14 protein-coding genes are annotated in these 13,631 nt (G+C 72.7%); 6 read left to right on the plus strand and 8 right to left on the minus strand.

Going from position 1 to position 13,631, the window contains the following annotated elements:
• Positions 1-12 precede the first annotated feature (12 nt).
• Complete coding sequence (locus tag E6U81_RS05665) at positions 13-759, minus strand: helix-turn-helix domain-containing protein (RefSeq protein WP_136228988.1); 747 nt, start codon at positions 757-759, stop codon at positions 13-15.
• Positions 760-1,001: 242 nt separating this feature from the next.
• Between E6U81_RS05665 and E6U81_RS05670 the strand changes: the two genes are divergently transcribed.
• From E6U81_RS05670 to E6U81_RS05680, 3 genes are read left to right on the plus strand one after another with little or no spacing between them, the layout of a single operon-like run.
• Positions 1,002-1,670, plus strand: a complete 669-nt coding sequence (locus tag E6U81_RS05670; protein ID WP_136228989.1) for a DUF4097 family beta strand repeat-containing protein — start codon at positions 1,002-1,004, stop codon at positions 1,668-1,670.
• Between the two features lie 41 nt (positions 1,671-1,711).
• A complete protein-coding gene (locus E6U81_RS05675) occupies positions 1,712-2,668 on the plus strand; it encodes an ATP-binding cassette domain-containing protein (RefSeq protein ID WP_136228990.1) in 957 nt (318 codons plus the stop codon).
• Positions 2,665-3,456, plus strand: a complete 792-nt coding sequence (locus E6U81_RS05680) for an ABC transporter permease (RefSeq protein ID WP_136228991.1) — start codon at positions 2,665-2,667, stop codon at positions 3,454-3,456. Before E6U81_RS05675 ends, E6U81_RS05680 begins: the two co-directional genes overlap by 4 nt.
• Positions 3,457-3,554: 98 nt before the next feature.
• Here the strand turns inward: E6U81_RS05680 and E6U81_RS05685 are convergent, their stop codons facing one another.
• Positions 3,555-4,967, minus strand: a complete 1,413-nt coding sequence (locus E6U81_RS05685) for a NarK family nitrate/nitrite MFS transporter (RefSeq protein ID WP_136228992.1) — start codon at positions 4,965-4,967, stop codon at positions 3,555-3,557.
• Between the two features lie 270 nt (positions 4,968-5,237).
• Between E6U81_RS05685 and E6U81_RS05690 the strand changes: the two genes are divergently transcribed.
• Entirely contained in the window at positions 5,238-6,395 is a 1,158-nt protein-coding gene (locus E6U81_RS05690) for a low temperature requirement protein A (RefSeq protein ID WP_136228993.1), read from the plus strand.
• A gap of 104 nt (positions 6,396-6,499) precedes the next feature.
• The gene (locus E6U81_RS05695; RefSeq protein ID WP_136228994.1) at positions 6,500-7,747 is read left to right on the plus strand and encodes a cytochrome P450; all 1,248 of its coding nucleotides are present in this window, start codon (positions 6,500-6,502) and stop codon (positions 7,745-7,747) included.
• 105 nt (positions 7,748-7,852) lie between these two features.
• Here the strand turns inward: E6U81_RS05695 and E6U81_RS05700 are convergent, their stop codons facing one another.
• Together E6U81_RS05700 and E6U81_RS05705 are read right to left on the minus strand one after the other, a co-directional pair.
• Positions 7,853-8,347 (minus strand): DUF5949 family protein, encoded by a 495-nt coding sequence (locus E6U81_RS05700; RefSeq protein WP_030852554.1) that lies wholly within the window; start codon positions 8,345-8,347, stop codon positions 7,853-7,855.
• 57 nt (positions 8,348-8,404) lie between these two features.
• Positions 8,405-8,989 (minus strand): DUF4352 domain-containing protein, encoded by a 585-nt coding sequence (locus E6U81_RS05705; protein WP_136228995.1) that lies wholly within the window; start codon positions 8,987-8,989, stop codon positions 8,405-8,407.
• A 155-nt stretch (positions 8,990-9,144) separates the two neighbouring features.
• On the opposite strand from E6U81_RS05705, the gene E6U81_RS05710 reads away from it, so the two are divergent.
• Positions 9,145-9,582 carry a DUF6299 family protein gene (locus E6U81_RS05710; RefSeq protein ID WP_136228996.1) on the plus strand — a complete coding sequence of 146 codons (438 nt, stop codon included), beginning with the start codon at positions 9,145-9,147 and terminating at the stop codon, positions 9,580-9,582.
• Between the two features lie 38 nt (positions 9,583-9,620).
• Here the strand turns inward: E6U81_RS05710 and E6U81_RS39665 are convergent, their stop codons facing one another.
• The 4 genes from E6U81_RS39665 to E6U81_RS05725 all read right to left on the minus strand — a co-directional run bounded on the left by E6U81_RS39665 (position 9,621) and on the right by E6U81_RS05725 (position 13,598).
• Positions 9,621-9,794: a hypothetical protein gene (locus E6U81_RS39665; protein WP_168714568.1), complete on the minus strand. Its 174-nt coding sequence runs from the start codon at positions 9,792-9,794 to the stop codon at positions 9,621-9,623.
• A 71-nt stretch (positions 9,795-9,865) separates the two neighbouring features.
• On the minus strand, positions 9,866-11,905 hold the full coding sequence (locus tag E6U81_RS05715) for a SpoIIE family protein phosphatase (protein WP_240803698.1): 2,040 nt from the start codon (positions 11,903-11,905) through the stop codon (positions 9,866-9,868).
• A 60-nt stretch (positions 11,906-11,965) separates the two neighbouring features.
• Complete coding sequence (locus E6U81_RS05720) at positions 11,966-12,271, minus strand: hypothetical protein (protein ID WP_240803667.1); 306 nt, start codon at positions 12,269-12,271, stop codon at positions 11,966-11,968.
• A 25-nt stretch (positions 12,272-12,296) separates the two neighbouring features.
• Positions 12,297-13,598: an NAD(P)-binding domain-containing protein gene (locus E6U81_RS05725; protein ID WP_136229295.1), complete on the minus strand. Its 1,302-nt coding sequence runs from the start codon at positions 13,596-13,598 to the stop codon at positions 12,297-12,299.
• Between the last annotated feature and the right edge of the window lie 33 nt (positions 13,599-13,631).

Genomic DNA, 13,631 nt, shown 5'->3' on the forward strand with positions numbered 1-13,631 from the left:
CGACATTCGCCCTCACGCCTCGTCGTCAGCGCCGGCCGAGGGCGTTTCCGCCGCCACATAAAGGATGTCGCGGGCCTGCTCCGCGGCGCGGGCGAGGCTTTCGGCGACGAAGTCGAGGAAGCGGGCGACGTTCTCCAGGCGGACGGCGGCCGGGGTGCCGGGGCCGAGGACACCGGCGCCCTGGCGTGCGATGTCGACCTGCTGGTTGAGGGAGCGGACGCTGGCGACCATCGACTGGTACCAGAGGTTCTCGTCGATGACATAGCGCTCCCGGCGGCCCTCGTCGCGCTCCCGGCGGACGAGGGCCTGCCCCTCCAGGAAGGCGATCGACTTGGAGATGGACGCCGGGCTGACCTGGAGGCGCCGGACGAGCTCGGCGGCGGTCATGCTGCCGGAATCGGCGGTGAGGAGGCAGACCATCACCCGCGCGGTCATCTTGTTGGACAGACCCGACTGCATCATCACGGTGGTGAACTGCTCTTCGTACTCGGCCACGGCCTCGGGGTCGCGGCCGTGCGGCAGGGCGGCCCGATCCGCGTCCCGGGGTGCGGCGACCTGGCGCCGGCGGGCACGGCGCTCGGTGGCGCGGTGGGCCTGGTCCGCGCGGTAGCCGGAGGGGCCGCCGTTGCGCATGACCTCGCGGGTGACCGTGGAGGTCGGACGGTCCAAGCGCCTGGCGATCTCGGCGTAGGCGAGGCCGTCGGCCACCCCCAGGGCGATCTGCTGGCGTTCCTGCTGAGTGAGCCTGCCTCCCGGCATCGCGGTCTCCTTCTGTGGCCTGTGAGGCCTCCACCATAGCGTTCACCCCTAGTCCATTGCAACGCAACACGTTTCACCATTGCTTTAACCGCGAAACCGTTGCAACGATTTCCCTGCCTTGACCTGCAATTTCAACAGTTTTACGCAACGACACAGTTGCCGACGCTGCGAACGCAACGTAGCTTTTCCCCTATCGGAAACAGCGGCCCGCAAGGCGCCGCTGACGGACAAGGAGAAGCACCATGCAGAAGTTCGCCACCACCGCCCCCATCGCCGCCGTCCTCGACATCCCCGCCGGACGCATCCGCTTCATCGCCGCCGACCGCACCGACACCACCGTCGAGATCCTCCCGGCCGATGCCGCCAAGGGCCGCGACGTGAAGGCCGCGGAGCAGATCACGGTCGAGTACGGCGACGGCGTCCTGCGGATCGAGGCCGCGGAGCCGAAGAACCGGATCCTCGGCACCCCCGGGGCCGTCGAGGTGACCGTCCAGCTCCCCGCCGGCTCCCGCGTCGAGGCCAAGACCGCCAGCGCCGAGATCCGGGGCGTCGGACGGCTCGGCGACGTCACCCTCGACAGCGCGCACGGCGAGGTCAAGTTCGACGAGACCGCGAGCGCCCGCCTCACCCTCCAGGCCGGCGACATCACCGTCGGCCGCCTCGGCGGCCCCGCGGAGATCAGCACCCAGAAGGGCGACCTGCACGTCACCGAGGCCGCCCACGGCACGGTCGTCCTGCGGACGCAGGCCGGCGACATCTCCATCGGCGCCGCCCGCGGAGCCGACGCCACCCTCGACGCCGGCACCTCCTACGGCCGCGTCCGCAACGCCCTCAAGAACACCGGCGGCGGCACGGCCCTCGCCATCCACGCCACCACCGCCTACGGCGACATCACCGCCCGCAGCCTCTGACCCGCAGCCCCCGACCCGCAGCCCCCGAAGGAGCTCCCCCCATGACCGACCCGGCCATCGCAGCCCGCGGGCTGCGCAAGTCCTACGGCGACAAGACGGTCCTCGACGGCATCGACCTGGCCGTACCGGCCGGCACGGTCTTCTCCCTGCTCGGCCCGAACGGCGCCGGCAAGACCACCGCCGTCAAGATCCTCTCCACCCTCGTCACCGCCGACGCCGGCGAACTGCGCGTGGCCGGCCACGACCTGGCCGCCGACCCGCAGGCCGTGCGCGCCGCGATCGGCGTCACCGGCCAGTTCTCCGCGGTCGACGGACTGATCACCGGCGAGGAGAACATGCTCCTCATGGCGGACCTGCACCACCTGTCCAGGCGGGAAGGGCGCCGCGTCACCGGCGAACTCCTGGAGCGCTTCGACCTGGTGGAGGCCGCGAAGAAGCCCGCCGCCGCCTACTCCGGCGGCATGAAGCGCCGCCTCGACATCGCCATGACCCTGGTCGGCGGGCCGCGCGTGATCTTCCTCGACGAACCGACCACCGGCCTCGACCCCCGCAGCCGCCACACCATGTGGCAGATCATCCGCGAGCTCGTCACCGGCGGCGTCACCGTCTTCCTCACCACCCAGTACCTGGAGGAGGCCGACCAGCTCGCCGACCGCATCGCCGTGCTCCACGACGGCAGGATCGCCGCGGAGGGCAGCGCCGGCGAACTGAAGCGGCTCGTCCCGGGCGGGCACGTCAGGCTCCGCTTCACCGACCCGGCCGCCTACCGGTCCGCCGCCGGAGCCCTGACCGGGACCACCCGCGACGACGAGGCCCTGTCCCTGCAGATCCCCAGCGACGGCAGCCAGCGCGACCTGCGCTCCGTGCTCGACCGGCTGGACTCCGCCGGCGTCGAGGCCGACGAGCTGACCGTGCACACCCCCGACCTCGACGACGTCTTCTTCGCCCTCACCGGCGGCACCGCCATCCCCGACCAGCCCAAGGAGAACGTCCGATGAGCTCCCTCCCGCTCGCCGTCCGCGACTGCTCGACGATGCTGCGCCGCAACCTCCTGCACGCCAGGCGCTACCCGTCCCTGACGCTGAACCTGCTGCTCACCCCGGTCATGCTGCTCCTGCTCTTCGTCTACATCTTCGGTGACGTGATGAGCGCGGGCATGGGAGGCGGCGGCGCCGACCGCTCCGAGTACATCGCCTACGTCGTCCCGGGCATCCTGCTGATGACCATCGGCTCCACCGTGATCGGGGCCGCGGTGTCCGTCGCCACCGACATGTCCGAGGGGATCGTCGCCCGCTTCCGCACGATGGCGATCCACCGGGGCTCCGTCCTCGTCGGGCACGTCGTCGGCAGCGTGCTGCAGTCGGTCGCCAGCGTGGTCCTCGTCGGCGCGGTCGCCGTCGCCATCGGCTTCCGCTCGAAGGACGCCACCGCCCTGGAATGGCTCGCGGCCTTCGGCCTCCTCGCCCTGTTCGCCCTCGCCCTGACCTGGATCGCGGTCGGCATGGGCATGGCCAGCCCGAACGCCGAGGCCGCCAGCAACAGCGCGATGCCGCTGATCCTCCTCCCGCTGATCTCCAGCGCGTTCACCCCGATCGAGGCGATGCCGGGCTGGTTCCAGCCGATCGCCCAGTACCAGCCCTTCACCCCCGCCATCGAGACCCTCCGCGGCCTCCTCCTCGGCACCGGGATCGGCAACAACGGCTGGATCGCTCTCGCCTGGTGCCTGGGCCTCGCGGTCCTCGGCTACCGCTGGTCGGCCTCGAAGTTCGGCCAGGACCCGAAGTAGCCCGTGACCGCCGCACCCGGGGGCGGCGTACTCCGACACCGTCGGAGTACGCCGCCCTTCCGCGTTGCGCGGGCCCGGCAGGATCCGGGAGAGGCGGCCTAGCTCGGGGCCTCGGCGCCGGGGCGGGCGTAGAACCACCAGGCCACCACGACGCAGGACGCGTAGAAGCCCACGAAGCCCCACATCGCGCTCGTCACCGAGAAGTTGGCGAACATCGCCGGGATGAAGAAGAAGCCGTAGGCAGCGATGCCGGCCGTGAAACCGGTGACGGCACCCGACTCGATCTCCGCCTGCCGCAGGGCCGCCGCGTACCTCGGGGTGCCCTCCGTCAGGCCCTTCAGGTGCTGCCCCCGGAAGATGACGGGGATCTGCCGGAAGGTCGAGCCGTTGCCGACGCCCGAGAAGAAGAAGGCCGCCAGGAAGCAGAGGAAGAAGCCGGTGAAGGAGCCCTGGCCGGAGCCGGCCGGCAGGAAGGTGATCACTCCGATGATCGAGGCGGCCATGCCCACGAACGACAGGATGGTCACGCGGGCGCCGCCCAGCTTGTCGGCGATCCAGCCGCCCGCCCAGCGGGCCAGCGCGCCCAGCGCCGGGCCCATCCACGCGTAGGTCGCCACGGAGTACGCCGGGAAGGTGGTCTTGATCAGCAGCGGGAGGGCCGCCGCGAAGCCGATGAAGGAGCCGAAGGTGCCGACGTACAGGTAGGTCATCAGCCAGTTGTGCTTGCGCCTGAAGATGATCTTCTGCTGGCTGAAGGGGGTGGAGGCGACCTTCAGGTCGTTCTGCCCGAACCAGGCCACCGCCGCCAGCACGACCAGGACCGGCACCCACACGAAGGCGGCGTTCTGGAGGTAGATCTCCGAGCCGTTCGCCTTCTTCTGGCCGGCGCCGATGGCCAGGACGGAGGAGGTGATCAGGATGGGGGTCAGCAGCTGGACCACGGAGACGCCGAGGTTGCCCAGGCCGCCGTTGATCCCGGTCGCGTTGCCCTTTTCCTGCTTCGGGTAGAAGAAGCCGATGTTGGCGAGCGAGGAGGAGAAGTTCGCGCCGCCGATGCCGCACAGTGCCGCGATCATGACCATCGTGGCGTACGGGGTGGAGGTGTCCTGGACCGCGAAGCCCAGCCACAGCAGCGGGACGACCAGGACGATCGTCGAGAGTGCGGTGAAGCGGCGCTGGCCGATCCGCGGGCCGAGGAAGGTGTAGAAGATGCGCGCGGTTCCGCCGGTGAGGCCGGGAACCGCCGTCAGCCAGAAGAGCTGGGACTGCGAGAAGCCGAAACCGACGTCCCCCAGGTTGGTGGCGGTGATGCTCCAGACCTGCCAGACGACGAAGGCCACCAGCAGCGCCGGCACCGCGATCCACAGGTTGCGGGTGGCGACCCGCTTCCCCATGGAGCGCCAGAAGACCGGGTCCTCGGGCGACCACTGGGTAATGGTGCGGCCGGGGCGGTACTGCGCCTGATCGGCGAGCGGCGGCCGCTGCACTGCTTCCTGGGTGGCGGTACTCATGGCGGGGTCCTGAACTGCGAGGGGAGTCCTGACGTATCCACCTTCCGGGAAGGGCACCGTCCCGCGGCAGAGCAGAAGGCACCGCGGGCGACGGAACAAGGTCCCGCCGCCCCCAGTGCGTTGGTCCGGCCGTCTCCGGGCCGTGTGGGCCACCTCGCCCGCCCGCAGGCACGGCGCCATCCCGGGCACAGCGTCCGCCCGGGGCACAGCCGCCGCCCGGGGCAGCGCGCCTGAGCTGCGGCGCCTCACCGCCCTGGTCTCCTGGCCGGTATGGCCTACACCCCCATGACCGCCCGCAGCCGGGACGAGGACCACCGCGCGTCGACCCCGCTGGAGCTGTTCTTCGACCTCTGTTTCGTCGTCGCGGTCGCACAGGCCGGCGCCCGGCTCGTGCACGCGCTCGCGGAGGGCCATCCCGGCACCGGGGTGATCGGCTACTTCTTCGTCTTCTTCGGCGTGTGGTGGGCCTGGATGAACTTCACCTGGTTCGCCTCCGCCTACGACTGCGACGACGTGCCGTACCGGATCGCGACGCTCGTCCAGATCGCCGGCGTCCTCGTCTACGCGGCGGGGGTGAGCGAGGCCTTCGACGAGAACGACTGGACGATCGCCGTCGTCGGCTACATCATCATGCGCGTCGCGCTCACGGCGCAGTGGCTGCGGGCCGCCGCCGGTGAGAGCGGCTCCGCCCGCACCGCGGCCCTGAAGTACGCGGCCGGGCTGGTGATCTGCCAGGCCGGCTGGGTGGCTCTGCTCTTCGCGCCGGACGACGCCAAGCGCTGGCTGTTCCTGGTGCTGGTCGCGGCCGAGCTGCTGGTCCCGGTGATCGCCGAGCGCGGCCACCAGACGCCGTGGCACGCCCACCACATCGTCGAGCGGTACGGGCTGTTCACCATCATCGTGCTCGGCGAGACGATCGCGGCGAGCACGGTGGCCGTGAAGTCCGCGCTCGACGAGCACGAGGCCCTCGACCTGCTGCTGCCCCTCGCCGGGGGCGGGCTGCTGATCGTCTTCGCCGCGTGGTGGATCTACTTCGCCGTACCGATGCACCAGCACCTGACCTCCAACCGGGAGGCCATCCCGTGGGGTTACGGCCACCTGCTGATCTTCGCCTCGGGCGCGGCGATCGGCGCGGGCATCGAGGTCGCGGTCGAGCACGCGGTCGGCAAGGCGCACATCTCCCAGGTCTCCGCGAACGCCTCCGTCATGGTCCCGGCCGCGGCCTTCCTCTTCATGGTGTGGCTGCTGCACTCGCGCCACTTCAAGCGCGGCCTCGCCCAGCAACTGGTGCTGCCGGTCGCCGCCCTGGTCACCCTCGCCTGCACCTGGACGGGTGCCTACGCCGTGCTCTACGCGGGACTCGTCGCGGTGGTCACGGTCACCGTCGGCGTGGTCCTGGCCGGGCGGCGGGGCGGCGAGGCCCTGTAGCGGCCGCGGCGGCAGGGGCGGCCGAACCGTCACTCCCGCGCCCCCGCCGCCGTTCTCCAGCGCAGAACGAGCAGGACGATCCGCACCGACTGGAGGCCACGGCCATGACACTCCCGCCGCAACGCCACGGCACCGACCCCGGCAGGGAGCTGGCCGAGCCGGGCTTCTGGCAGCAGCCGCCCGCCCACCGGCTGGCCGCCTTCGCCCGCCTGCGCGCCGCCGAAGGCCCCGTGTTCGTGCCCGAGGGGTCCGGCCACTGGGCCCTCGTCCGGCACGCCCACGTGCAGGAGGCCAGCCGACTGCCCAAGGTCTTCGCCAGTGCCCCCGGTGTGACCACCCCGGAACCGGCCCGCTGGGTCCGGGCCCTGTTCGGCGACTCGATGGTCAACCTCGACGGCCCGGACCACGCCCAGCTCCGCAAGATCGTCCAGCGGGCCTTCACCCCGCGCCTGCTGGCCGCCGCCGAGGCCGACATCCACGCCGTGGCGGCCCGCATCGTCGACGACGTACTGGCCGACCGGCCGGACGAGTTCGTCTCGGCCGTGGCCTCCCGGCTGCCGCTGGAGGTCATCTGCAACATGATGGGCATCCCGGAGCACTTCCGCGCCGAGATCGCCGACCGGGTCAACCACGCCTCCGAGAACATCGGCGTGGAGCGCGGTCTGGCCTCCCGGCTGCGGATGCCCGGTCGCGGGCTGCGCGCGCTCGCCCGGATGCAGCGGATGGTGGCGGGCATCGGCCGGGAGCGGCGCAGGAACCCCACCGACGACCTGATCTCGGCGCTGGTCTGCGCGAACGTCGACGGCCAGGCCCTCGGAGCCCGCCAACTCGGCGCCTTCTTCTCCCTCTTGATGGTCGCCGGGGTGGAGACCACCCGCAACGCCATCACCCACGGGCTGACCCTGCTGACCGACCACCCCGACCAGCGGGACCTGCTGCTGTCGGACTTCGAGACGTACGCGGACGGCGCGGTGGACGAGATGATCCGGCACTCGACGCCGATCATCCAGTTCCGCCGGACGGTGGTCGCCGAGCACACCATGGGCGGCCGCGTCTTCCGGCCCGGCGAGAAGGTGGTCCTGTACTACGCCTCCGCCAACCGCGACGAGGCGGTCTTCCCCGACCCCGACGCCTTCGTCATCACCCGCTCGCCCAATCCGCACCTGGGCTTCGGCGGGGGCGGACCGCACTTCTGCCTGGGCGCGCACCTGGCCCGGGTCGAGATGAAGGCGCTCTTCCGCGAGCTGCTGACCCGGCCGGTCGGGCTGCGCGCGGTGGGCCTGCCGGACCTGGCGGGCTCGAACTTCGACAACCGGGTCCGCTCGCTCAGGTTCGCCTTCGAGCGGCCCTGAGGCGGGCCCTGCGCGGGACCCCACGGGAGGAGGGGCCGGCCACCGGGCAGGCTGGGAGCCCGGCGGCCGGAGCGGGTGGGGCGGTGGCGGCCGCCCGGCGAGCGGCTACTTCTGCAGGCGCCGCACGGAGAGCACGCAGTGGGCGCTGCCCGTGAGGACCTCCTCGTCGCCCGCGAAGGCCTGGAGGGTCTTCGCGTCGACCGGCCGCCCGGGGACCGCCTCAGGCCAGGCGCGCGTGGCGAAGAGGAAGTACGCCTGCCCGCTCTCGTCCGCCGCGGCGACCCACTCGTCGGGGGCGGTGCACTGCGCGTTCATCCCGGGCAGGGTGAGCGCGATCTGGTTGCCCTCCAGCAGGATCTGCACCGGGAAGCCTGCCGGGTTGCGGGTGCCGTCCATGACGACGTCGCCGATGGGCAGGCCGATCTCCTCCAGCAGCCCGCGGGCCGCCGCCTCGCCCGCCTCCCGGCCGCCCGGGCCGTCGCCCAGGGTGTAGGCGAGGAGGTACGGGATGTCGTGCGCCTCGGAGGGGTCGCCGATCCAGGCGAGCACCGAAAGGGTGCCGAGCTGGGACCGGTCGATTTCGGCTTGAGTAGAAGTCATGCGCCGCACCCTAGTGGTCCCGCGCCCGGGCCTTTCACGGCCTTTCACCCGGGCGGGCTAGACGGCCCAGAAACCCTCTCCGGTATTCGCCCTGATGTTCGCGTCCTGGTATTCGAGCCGCACAATGCGCGCGTTTTCCGGGATTTCGAACACCACCCACCCCTCTGCCCGCTCACCGACCTCCAGGGAATCGAAGACGATCGGTTTGCCGGTCGTCAGCTCACCGGTGGGCACCACCGGGTGGCGCTGTCCCGCGCCGTCGTGCGCCCACATGCGTCCGAGAGCCCCGTACGAGGCACCGCCCACGTTGACGAAGGACATCGAGGCGGCCACCCAGCGCTTGCCGGCGGGCGGGGCGAAGTTCTTGTCGGCACTGATCGCCGGGTCCACGTAGGCGCCGAGCACGACTTCCAGGTGACGGCCGACCTGCGTGCCGTGCACCCGTACGGCGTCACCCACATGGGCATCCTTCGTGCCCGGCCGTACGGGACCCGCCTCGCCGCCCGGAGCACCGTCGTCCACCGGGACGGCCGGCGCCGCGGCCGGGGCGAGGGCGGCTCCCTCGGGGACGCTCTGGCAGGCGGAGGCTCCGAACAGCAGCAGCGGGAGGAGGGCGAGGGCGGGGAGGGCGGGCTGGCGCATGCAAGATCCCTTCGGGGACGTATTGCGGCCAGTTTCACGCGCCCGGGCAGGCAATTGCACACACCGACACGAGTGCGGGGAGCGAGTGCGTACGCCCACCTGCCAGCACAATGCGTTCCGGTGGAATACCGCCGCCCGCACCCCCTGGAGGAAGAATGCGCGTCTCCCCCCGCCGAATGGCCCTTGCGGCCTTCTCGGCACTGGCCGCCACCACGTTGTTCTGCGCCCCGGCCGGCGCCACCGTTTTCAATCAAGGTATTTCCGTACATCACGACGCGTACGTCGCGGGCGACGGCACCGTCACCCTTTCCGGGTCCTACCACTGCGAGCAGGCTTCACCCACGGGGGCGATGCAGATCAAGGCGACCGTCGAGCACGAGGGCGGCCGGCTGAGCATCGGCGCGGAGCAGCCCGTCTGCGACGGCACGGAGCGCCGGTGGGTGGCCACGGCCCCGGGCCACTGGGTGAACGTGCGCCCGGGCGACGCGGTGGTCACCGCCGAACTCCAGGAGATCCACCTCTCGGGCCTGATGCCGAGGTCGGTCACCACGGTCGCCCAGGACAGGCAGGACGTCGAGGTCCGCAGGCACTGAACCCGTGCGCGGCCGTGGCGTCTTCCCGGTAGCCGCCGCTACCGGGACCGGCACTCGGGCGCGACGCCCGTCATCGACATGAAGGCCACCGCCTGGCACCCGGGGTCCGCGTGCGGCCGTCCCGTCGTCCAGTCCACGACCGTCGGCACTCCGGCGGCCAGCAGCAGCACGGCGAGGATGCCGGTCACGGCACCCTTGCTCAGCCTGCGCACAGCGCGTTCCGTTCCATGGTCGGCATCATCGCCCCGGCATCCGCCGCCCACAACTCGGCGTGTCCGGCCGGTCACCCCGCGCTGCGGGGGCTGTCGGCGACGTCGAACTCGCACCACACCGCCTTGCCGTCGCCCCGGGACTCCACGCCCCAGTGCGTGGCCAGGGCGTCCACCAGCAGCAGCCCGCGCCCCGTGGTGGCGGCCTCGCCCGGGCTGCGCCGACGCGGCCACACGCTGGAGCGGTCCTTGACCCACAGCCGGATCCGCCGCACCGGCTCCGGCAGCACCTCCATGGTCAGCACCGCCCCGCCGTCGGTGTGCAGCAGGGCGTTGACCAGCAGCTCCCCCGCCGCGAGCTCCACGTCGTCGGCGAGTTCCGGCACACCCCAGTCGCGCAGGGCCTGGCGCAGGGCGTAGCGGGCGTCCGAGAGGCCTTCCGGGTCCGCCTGGTGGATGTACTGGTGGATGCGCGGCGCCCGGTGGGTGCCGGGGTCGGGGGCCCGGCGCAGCACCAGCAGGGCCACGTCGTCCCCGGAGCCCCAGCGCTCCCACAGCCGGTCGGAGAGGTGGTCGGCGAGCGCGCCGGCGCCTTCGGGGCCGCTGCGCACCGCGTGGGCGAGGGCGTCCATGCCCGCGGTGATGGTCGTGCCGGGCTCCTCCACGAGGCCGTCGGTGCACAGCACGAGCGTCTCGCCGGGGACCAGGTCGAGCTGGGTCTCGGGGAACTCCTCCTGCTCGAAGGCCGAGGCCAGGCCCAGCGGCAGACCGCCGCGCACGTTGGGCCAGCCCGTTCGCCCGTCCGTGTGCCGGATCAGCGGGCCGAGGTGGCCCGCGCGGACCGCCCGTACGCCGCCCGTCTCCAGGTCCACCTGTGCGTACATGCAGGTGGCGAAGCGCTCGGTGTCCAGCTCGGCGAGGAAGCGCGAGGCGCGTGCCAGCACGGTGGACGGCGGGTGGCCCTCGCCCGCGTACGCCCGCAGCGCGATCCGCAGCTGGCCCATGATGGCCGCCGCGTGCGTGTCGTGGCCCTGTACGTCGCCCACCACGATGCCGACCCGGTTGCGGGGCAGCGCAATCACGTCGTACCAGTCCCCGCCGACCTCCCGCCCGCTCCACGCGGCGTGGTAGCGGACCGCGATCTCCCCGCCGGAGATCTCCGGGATCCGGCGCGGCAGCATGGCCGCCTGCAGGCCCGTCGCGAACTCCCGCTCCTGGTCGAACAGGAGCGCCCGCTGCAGCGACTGGGCCACGATGCCCGCCAGTCCCAGGCACAGGTTGCGCTCCTCCGGGCTGAACTCCTCGCGCTGCCGGTAGAAGAGCACCAGTCCGCCGATGGCCTTGGCCTGGGCGATCAGCGGCAGGTAGGCGGCGGCGTCGAACCGGATGCGGTTCAGGTAGTCCGCGAGGAGCGGGAACTCGCCGCCGAGTTCGCTCAGTGAGGTGACGAAACGTGCCTGCCTGGTCAGCACCGCGTGCGAGAGCGGCAGCGACCCGTCCATCCGGGTGAACCGGCGCTCGCTGAGGATCTCCAGCGACTCCCCGCTCAGCGCGATGATCTTCATGGTGCCGCCCTCGACCAGCCCCAGGGCCAGCCCGTCCGCCCCGAGCCGCTCCAGCGCGCCCGCTCCGGTCAGCGCGGCCGTGACGTCGTCGACCGTCACCGCCCGCGACAGGGCCTCGGTGGTCCGCTGCACGATCGTCGTCTGCTGGGCGCGCGCCGCCTCCAGCTTGCGCAGCAGCGTCGCGTGGGCCAGCTCCGCCGCCGCGTCCCGGACGATCCCGGCGATGTGCAGCGCCTGGCCCCCGGCGTCCCGCACCACCCGGCCCGTGGTGTGCGTCCACTGGTCGCGGCCGTCGCGCCGGTGCACCGTGAAGTACGCGCCGAACGTCTCCCCGCCCTCCGCCAGGACGCCGGCGATGGTCGCGCGCAGCCGGGCCGCGTCCTCGGGCCGCACGCGCAGCGCGGCGCCCTCCGCGGTGCCGTCGTACTCCTCCGGCTCCAGGTCGAACACCGCCATGGCGGCCGCGTCCAGCGCCACCGTCCCGGTGCCCAGGTCCCACTCGAAGCTGCCCATGCCGTTCAGCGCGAGCCGCTCCCCGGCGTCGGTCACGGGGGTCCGCCGGGCCGGCCCGGGTCCGTCGCGCTCCGCCGCTGCCACCGTCCGCACCCCCTATCGGCCGGGCCAGCAGGGCTGGGAGATCAGCCGCTCCCACTCCTCGTCGGGATGCCCCGGAAGGGTGCGCCCGGCTTCCCGCCAGCGCTTGACGACGGAGAGGTAGATCGTGGCCTGGTCCGTGGCGGCGGCCGTCGCGTACGGACCCGGGTGCGGGCCCGCGTACGGTCCCTGGTGCGGGCCCCCGTACGGCCCCGGGTACGCGGACCGGTCGTGCCCGGCGGTCATGCCCGTGGCGGACTGTTCGCCGCGGCTGGCGGGAATGCGTACCCAGCCGCGGCCCTGCGCTCGCTCCGTGCTCATCACGGACCCCTTCTCACTGCGGATCTCACCGCAGGTACGTCTTCGGATGCCCCGGGGGTACCCCCGGGGCCGGCCCGGGGGAAGCAGCCCGGACGAGCCGGGCGACACCGGGGGAGCCCGGCCGCGGACCCCGGGCACCGAGGCGCTTGCGGACTCCTCTCACCAGTCTCCCCGCCGTGAAGCCCGCGCCGTGCACGAATCGCATGGAAGGGCCGAATGAGGGAGCCGCCAGCAGCCCCGCGAAGAACAGTCCGGGCCACGAGGACTCGAAGCCGGGGTCCAGTTCCGGGGCGCTGCCGCCGCCCACGGTCGTCAGCGCGGCGCGCAGCCCCGCGTCGAGCATTCCCAGCCGGGCCAGGTCCGGAACGAAGCCGGTGGCCGCGATGACGTGGGCGACCTCCAGGACCACCGATTCGCCCGCGGGCGTGGTCAGCCCGAGCCGTGTCCGGTCCCCCGCCACCACCGCCCGGTGCAGCCGGTGCCCGAGCAGCGCCGGCACGCGCCGCTCGAAGCGGTCCCGCAGCCACCAGGCGCCGGCCGGGCCCAGCGCGGTCGCCGCGATCCGCTCCCGGGTGTGCGCGGGCAGCCGGCGCACCGCCCAGGGCAGCTCCGACCACGCCCAGCTGCGCCAGCCCGTGCCGAGGCCGCTGTGCGGCTCGCGCAGGGCGCGCAGCGCGGGCCTGCTCAGCGGCTGCGGGACGGTGTTCCAGTTCAGCCGGGACCGCCGGGCCACCAGACACGGCCGCGCACCCTGCTCGGCCAGCAGGGCGGCGGTCTCCAGGGCCGCCTGCCCCGCGCCGAGCACGGCGACCTCGCGGCCGGCGAAGCCGGAAAGGTCCCGGTGGCCGCTGCTGTGCGAGTAGTGGGCGGGCGGGAGGCCGGCCAGCGCCTCGGGGTGCCGGGTGAAGGGCATCACCCCGACCGCGACGGCGACCGTGCGGGCGAGCAGGGGCGGTCCCTCGGCGGTGCGGACGCGGAAGCCGTCGCCCTCGGGGGTCACCTCCGTGACGGTCACCTCCTCCACCTGCGGCCCGGCGTGCCGGGCGAACCACATCCCGTACGCACTGAACGTGCCGATCGGCAGCGGAGTGCCGTGTTCCGCCACGGTGCCGAGGGAGGCGCAGTACTCGGCCAGGGTGTGCCGCCCGTCCGGCGCGGACAGGTTGGAGGACCACGGCTCCGACTTCAGATACATGCCCTCGGGCATGTGGTCGCGCCACGAGGCCATGGGCCGCCCCAGCACCCGTACGCCGAGACCCGCGCCGGCCGCGTGGGCGGCGATCGACAACCCGTACGGGCCCGCGCCGATCACCACGAGATCGTCGATCCGCGTCACGACCGCTCCTCCAGCACCTTGGTC

The sequence above is a fragment of the Streptomyces sp. A0592 genome (assembly GCF_004795115.1).
Taxonomy (GTDB): Bacteria; Actinomycetota; Actinomycetes; order Streptomycetales; family Streptomycetaceae; genus Streptomyces; species Streptomyces erythrochromogenes.

What these genes read in the sequence shown, in the direction of transcription:
- E6U81_RS05665 (WP_136228988.1), bottom strand. Translation starts at nt 759, where the DNA reads ATGCCGGGAGGCAGGCTCACTCAGCAGGAACGCCAGCAGATCGCCCTG.
- E6U81_RS05670 (WP_136228989.1), top strand. Translation starts at nt 1,002, where the DNA reads ATGCAGAAGTTCGCCACCACCGCCCCCATCGCCGCCGTCCTCGACATC.
- E6U81_RS05675 (WP_136228990.1), top strand. Translation starts at nt 1,712, where the DNA reads ATGACCGACCCGGCCATCGCAGCCCGCGGGCTGCGCAAGTCCTACGGC.
- E6U81_RS05680 (WP_136228991.1), top strand. Translation starts at nt 2,665, where the DNA reads ATGAGCTCCCTCCCGCTCGCCGTCCGCGACTGCTCGACGATGCTGCGC.
- E6U81_RS05685 (WP_136228992.1), bottom strand. Translation starts at nt 4,967, where the DNA reads ATGAGTACCGCCACCCAGGAAGCAGTGCAGCGGCCGCCGCTCGCCGAT.
- E6U81_RS05690 (WP_136228993.1), top strand. Translation starts at nt 5,238, where the DNA reads ATGGCCTACACCCCCATGACCGCCCGCAGCCGGGACGAGGACCACCGC.
- E6U81_RS05695 (WP_136228994.1), top strand. Translation starts at nt 6,500, where the DNA reads ATGACACTCCCGCCGCAACGCCACGGCACCGACCCCGGCAGGGAGCTG.
- E6U81_RS05700 (WP_030852554.1), bottom strand. Translation starts at nt 8,347, where the DNA reads ATGACTTCTACTCAAGCCGAAATCGACCGGTCCCAGCTCGGCACCCTT.
- E6U81_RS05705 (WP_136228995.1), bottom strand. Translation starts at nt 8,989, where the DNA reads ATGCGCCAGCCCGCCCTCCCCGCCCTCGCCCTCCTCCCGCTGCTGCTG.
- E6U81_RS05710 (WP_136228996.1), top strand. Translation starts at nt 9,145, where the DNA reads ATGCGCGTCTCCCCCCGCCGAATGGCCCTTGCGGCCTTCTCGGCACTG.
- E6U81_RS05720 (WP_240803667.1), bottom strand. Translation starts at nt 12,271, where the DNA reads ATGAGCACGGAGCGAGCGCAGGGCCGCGGCTGGGTACGCATTCCCGCC.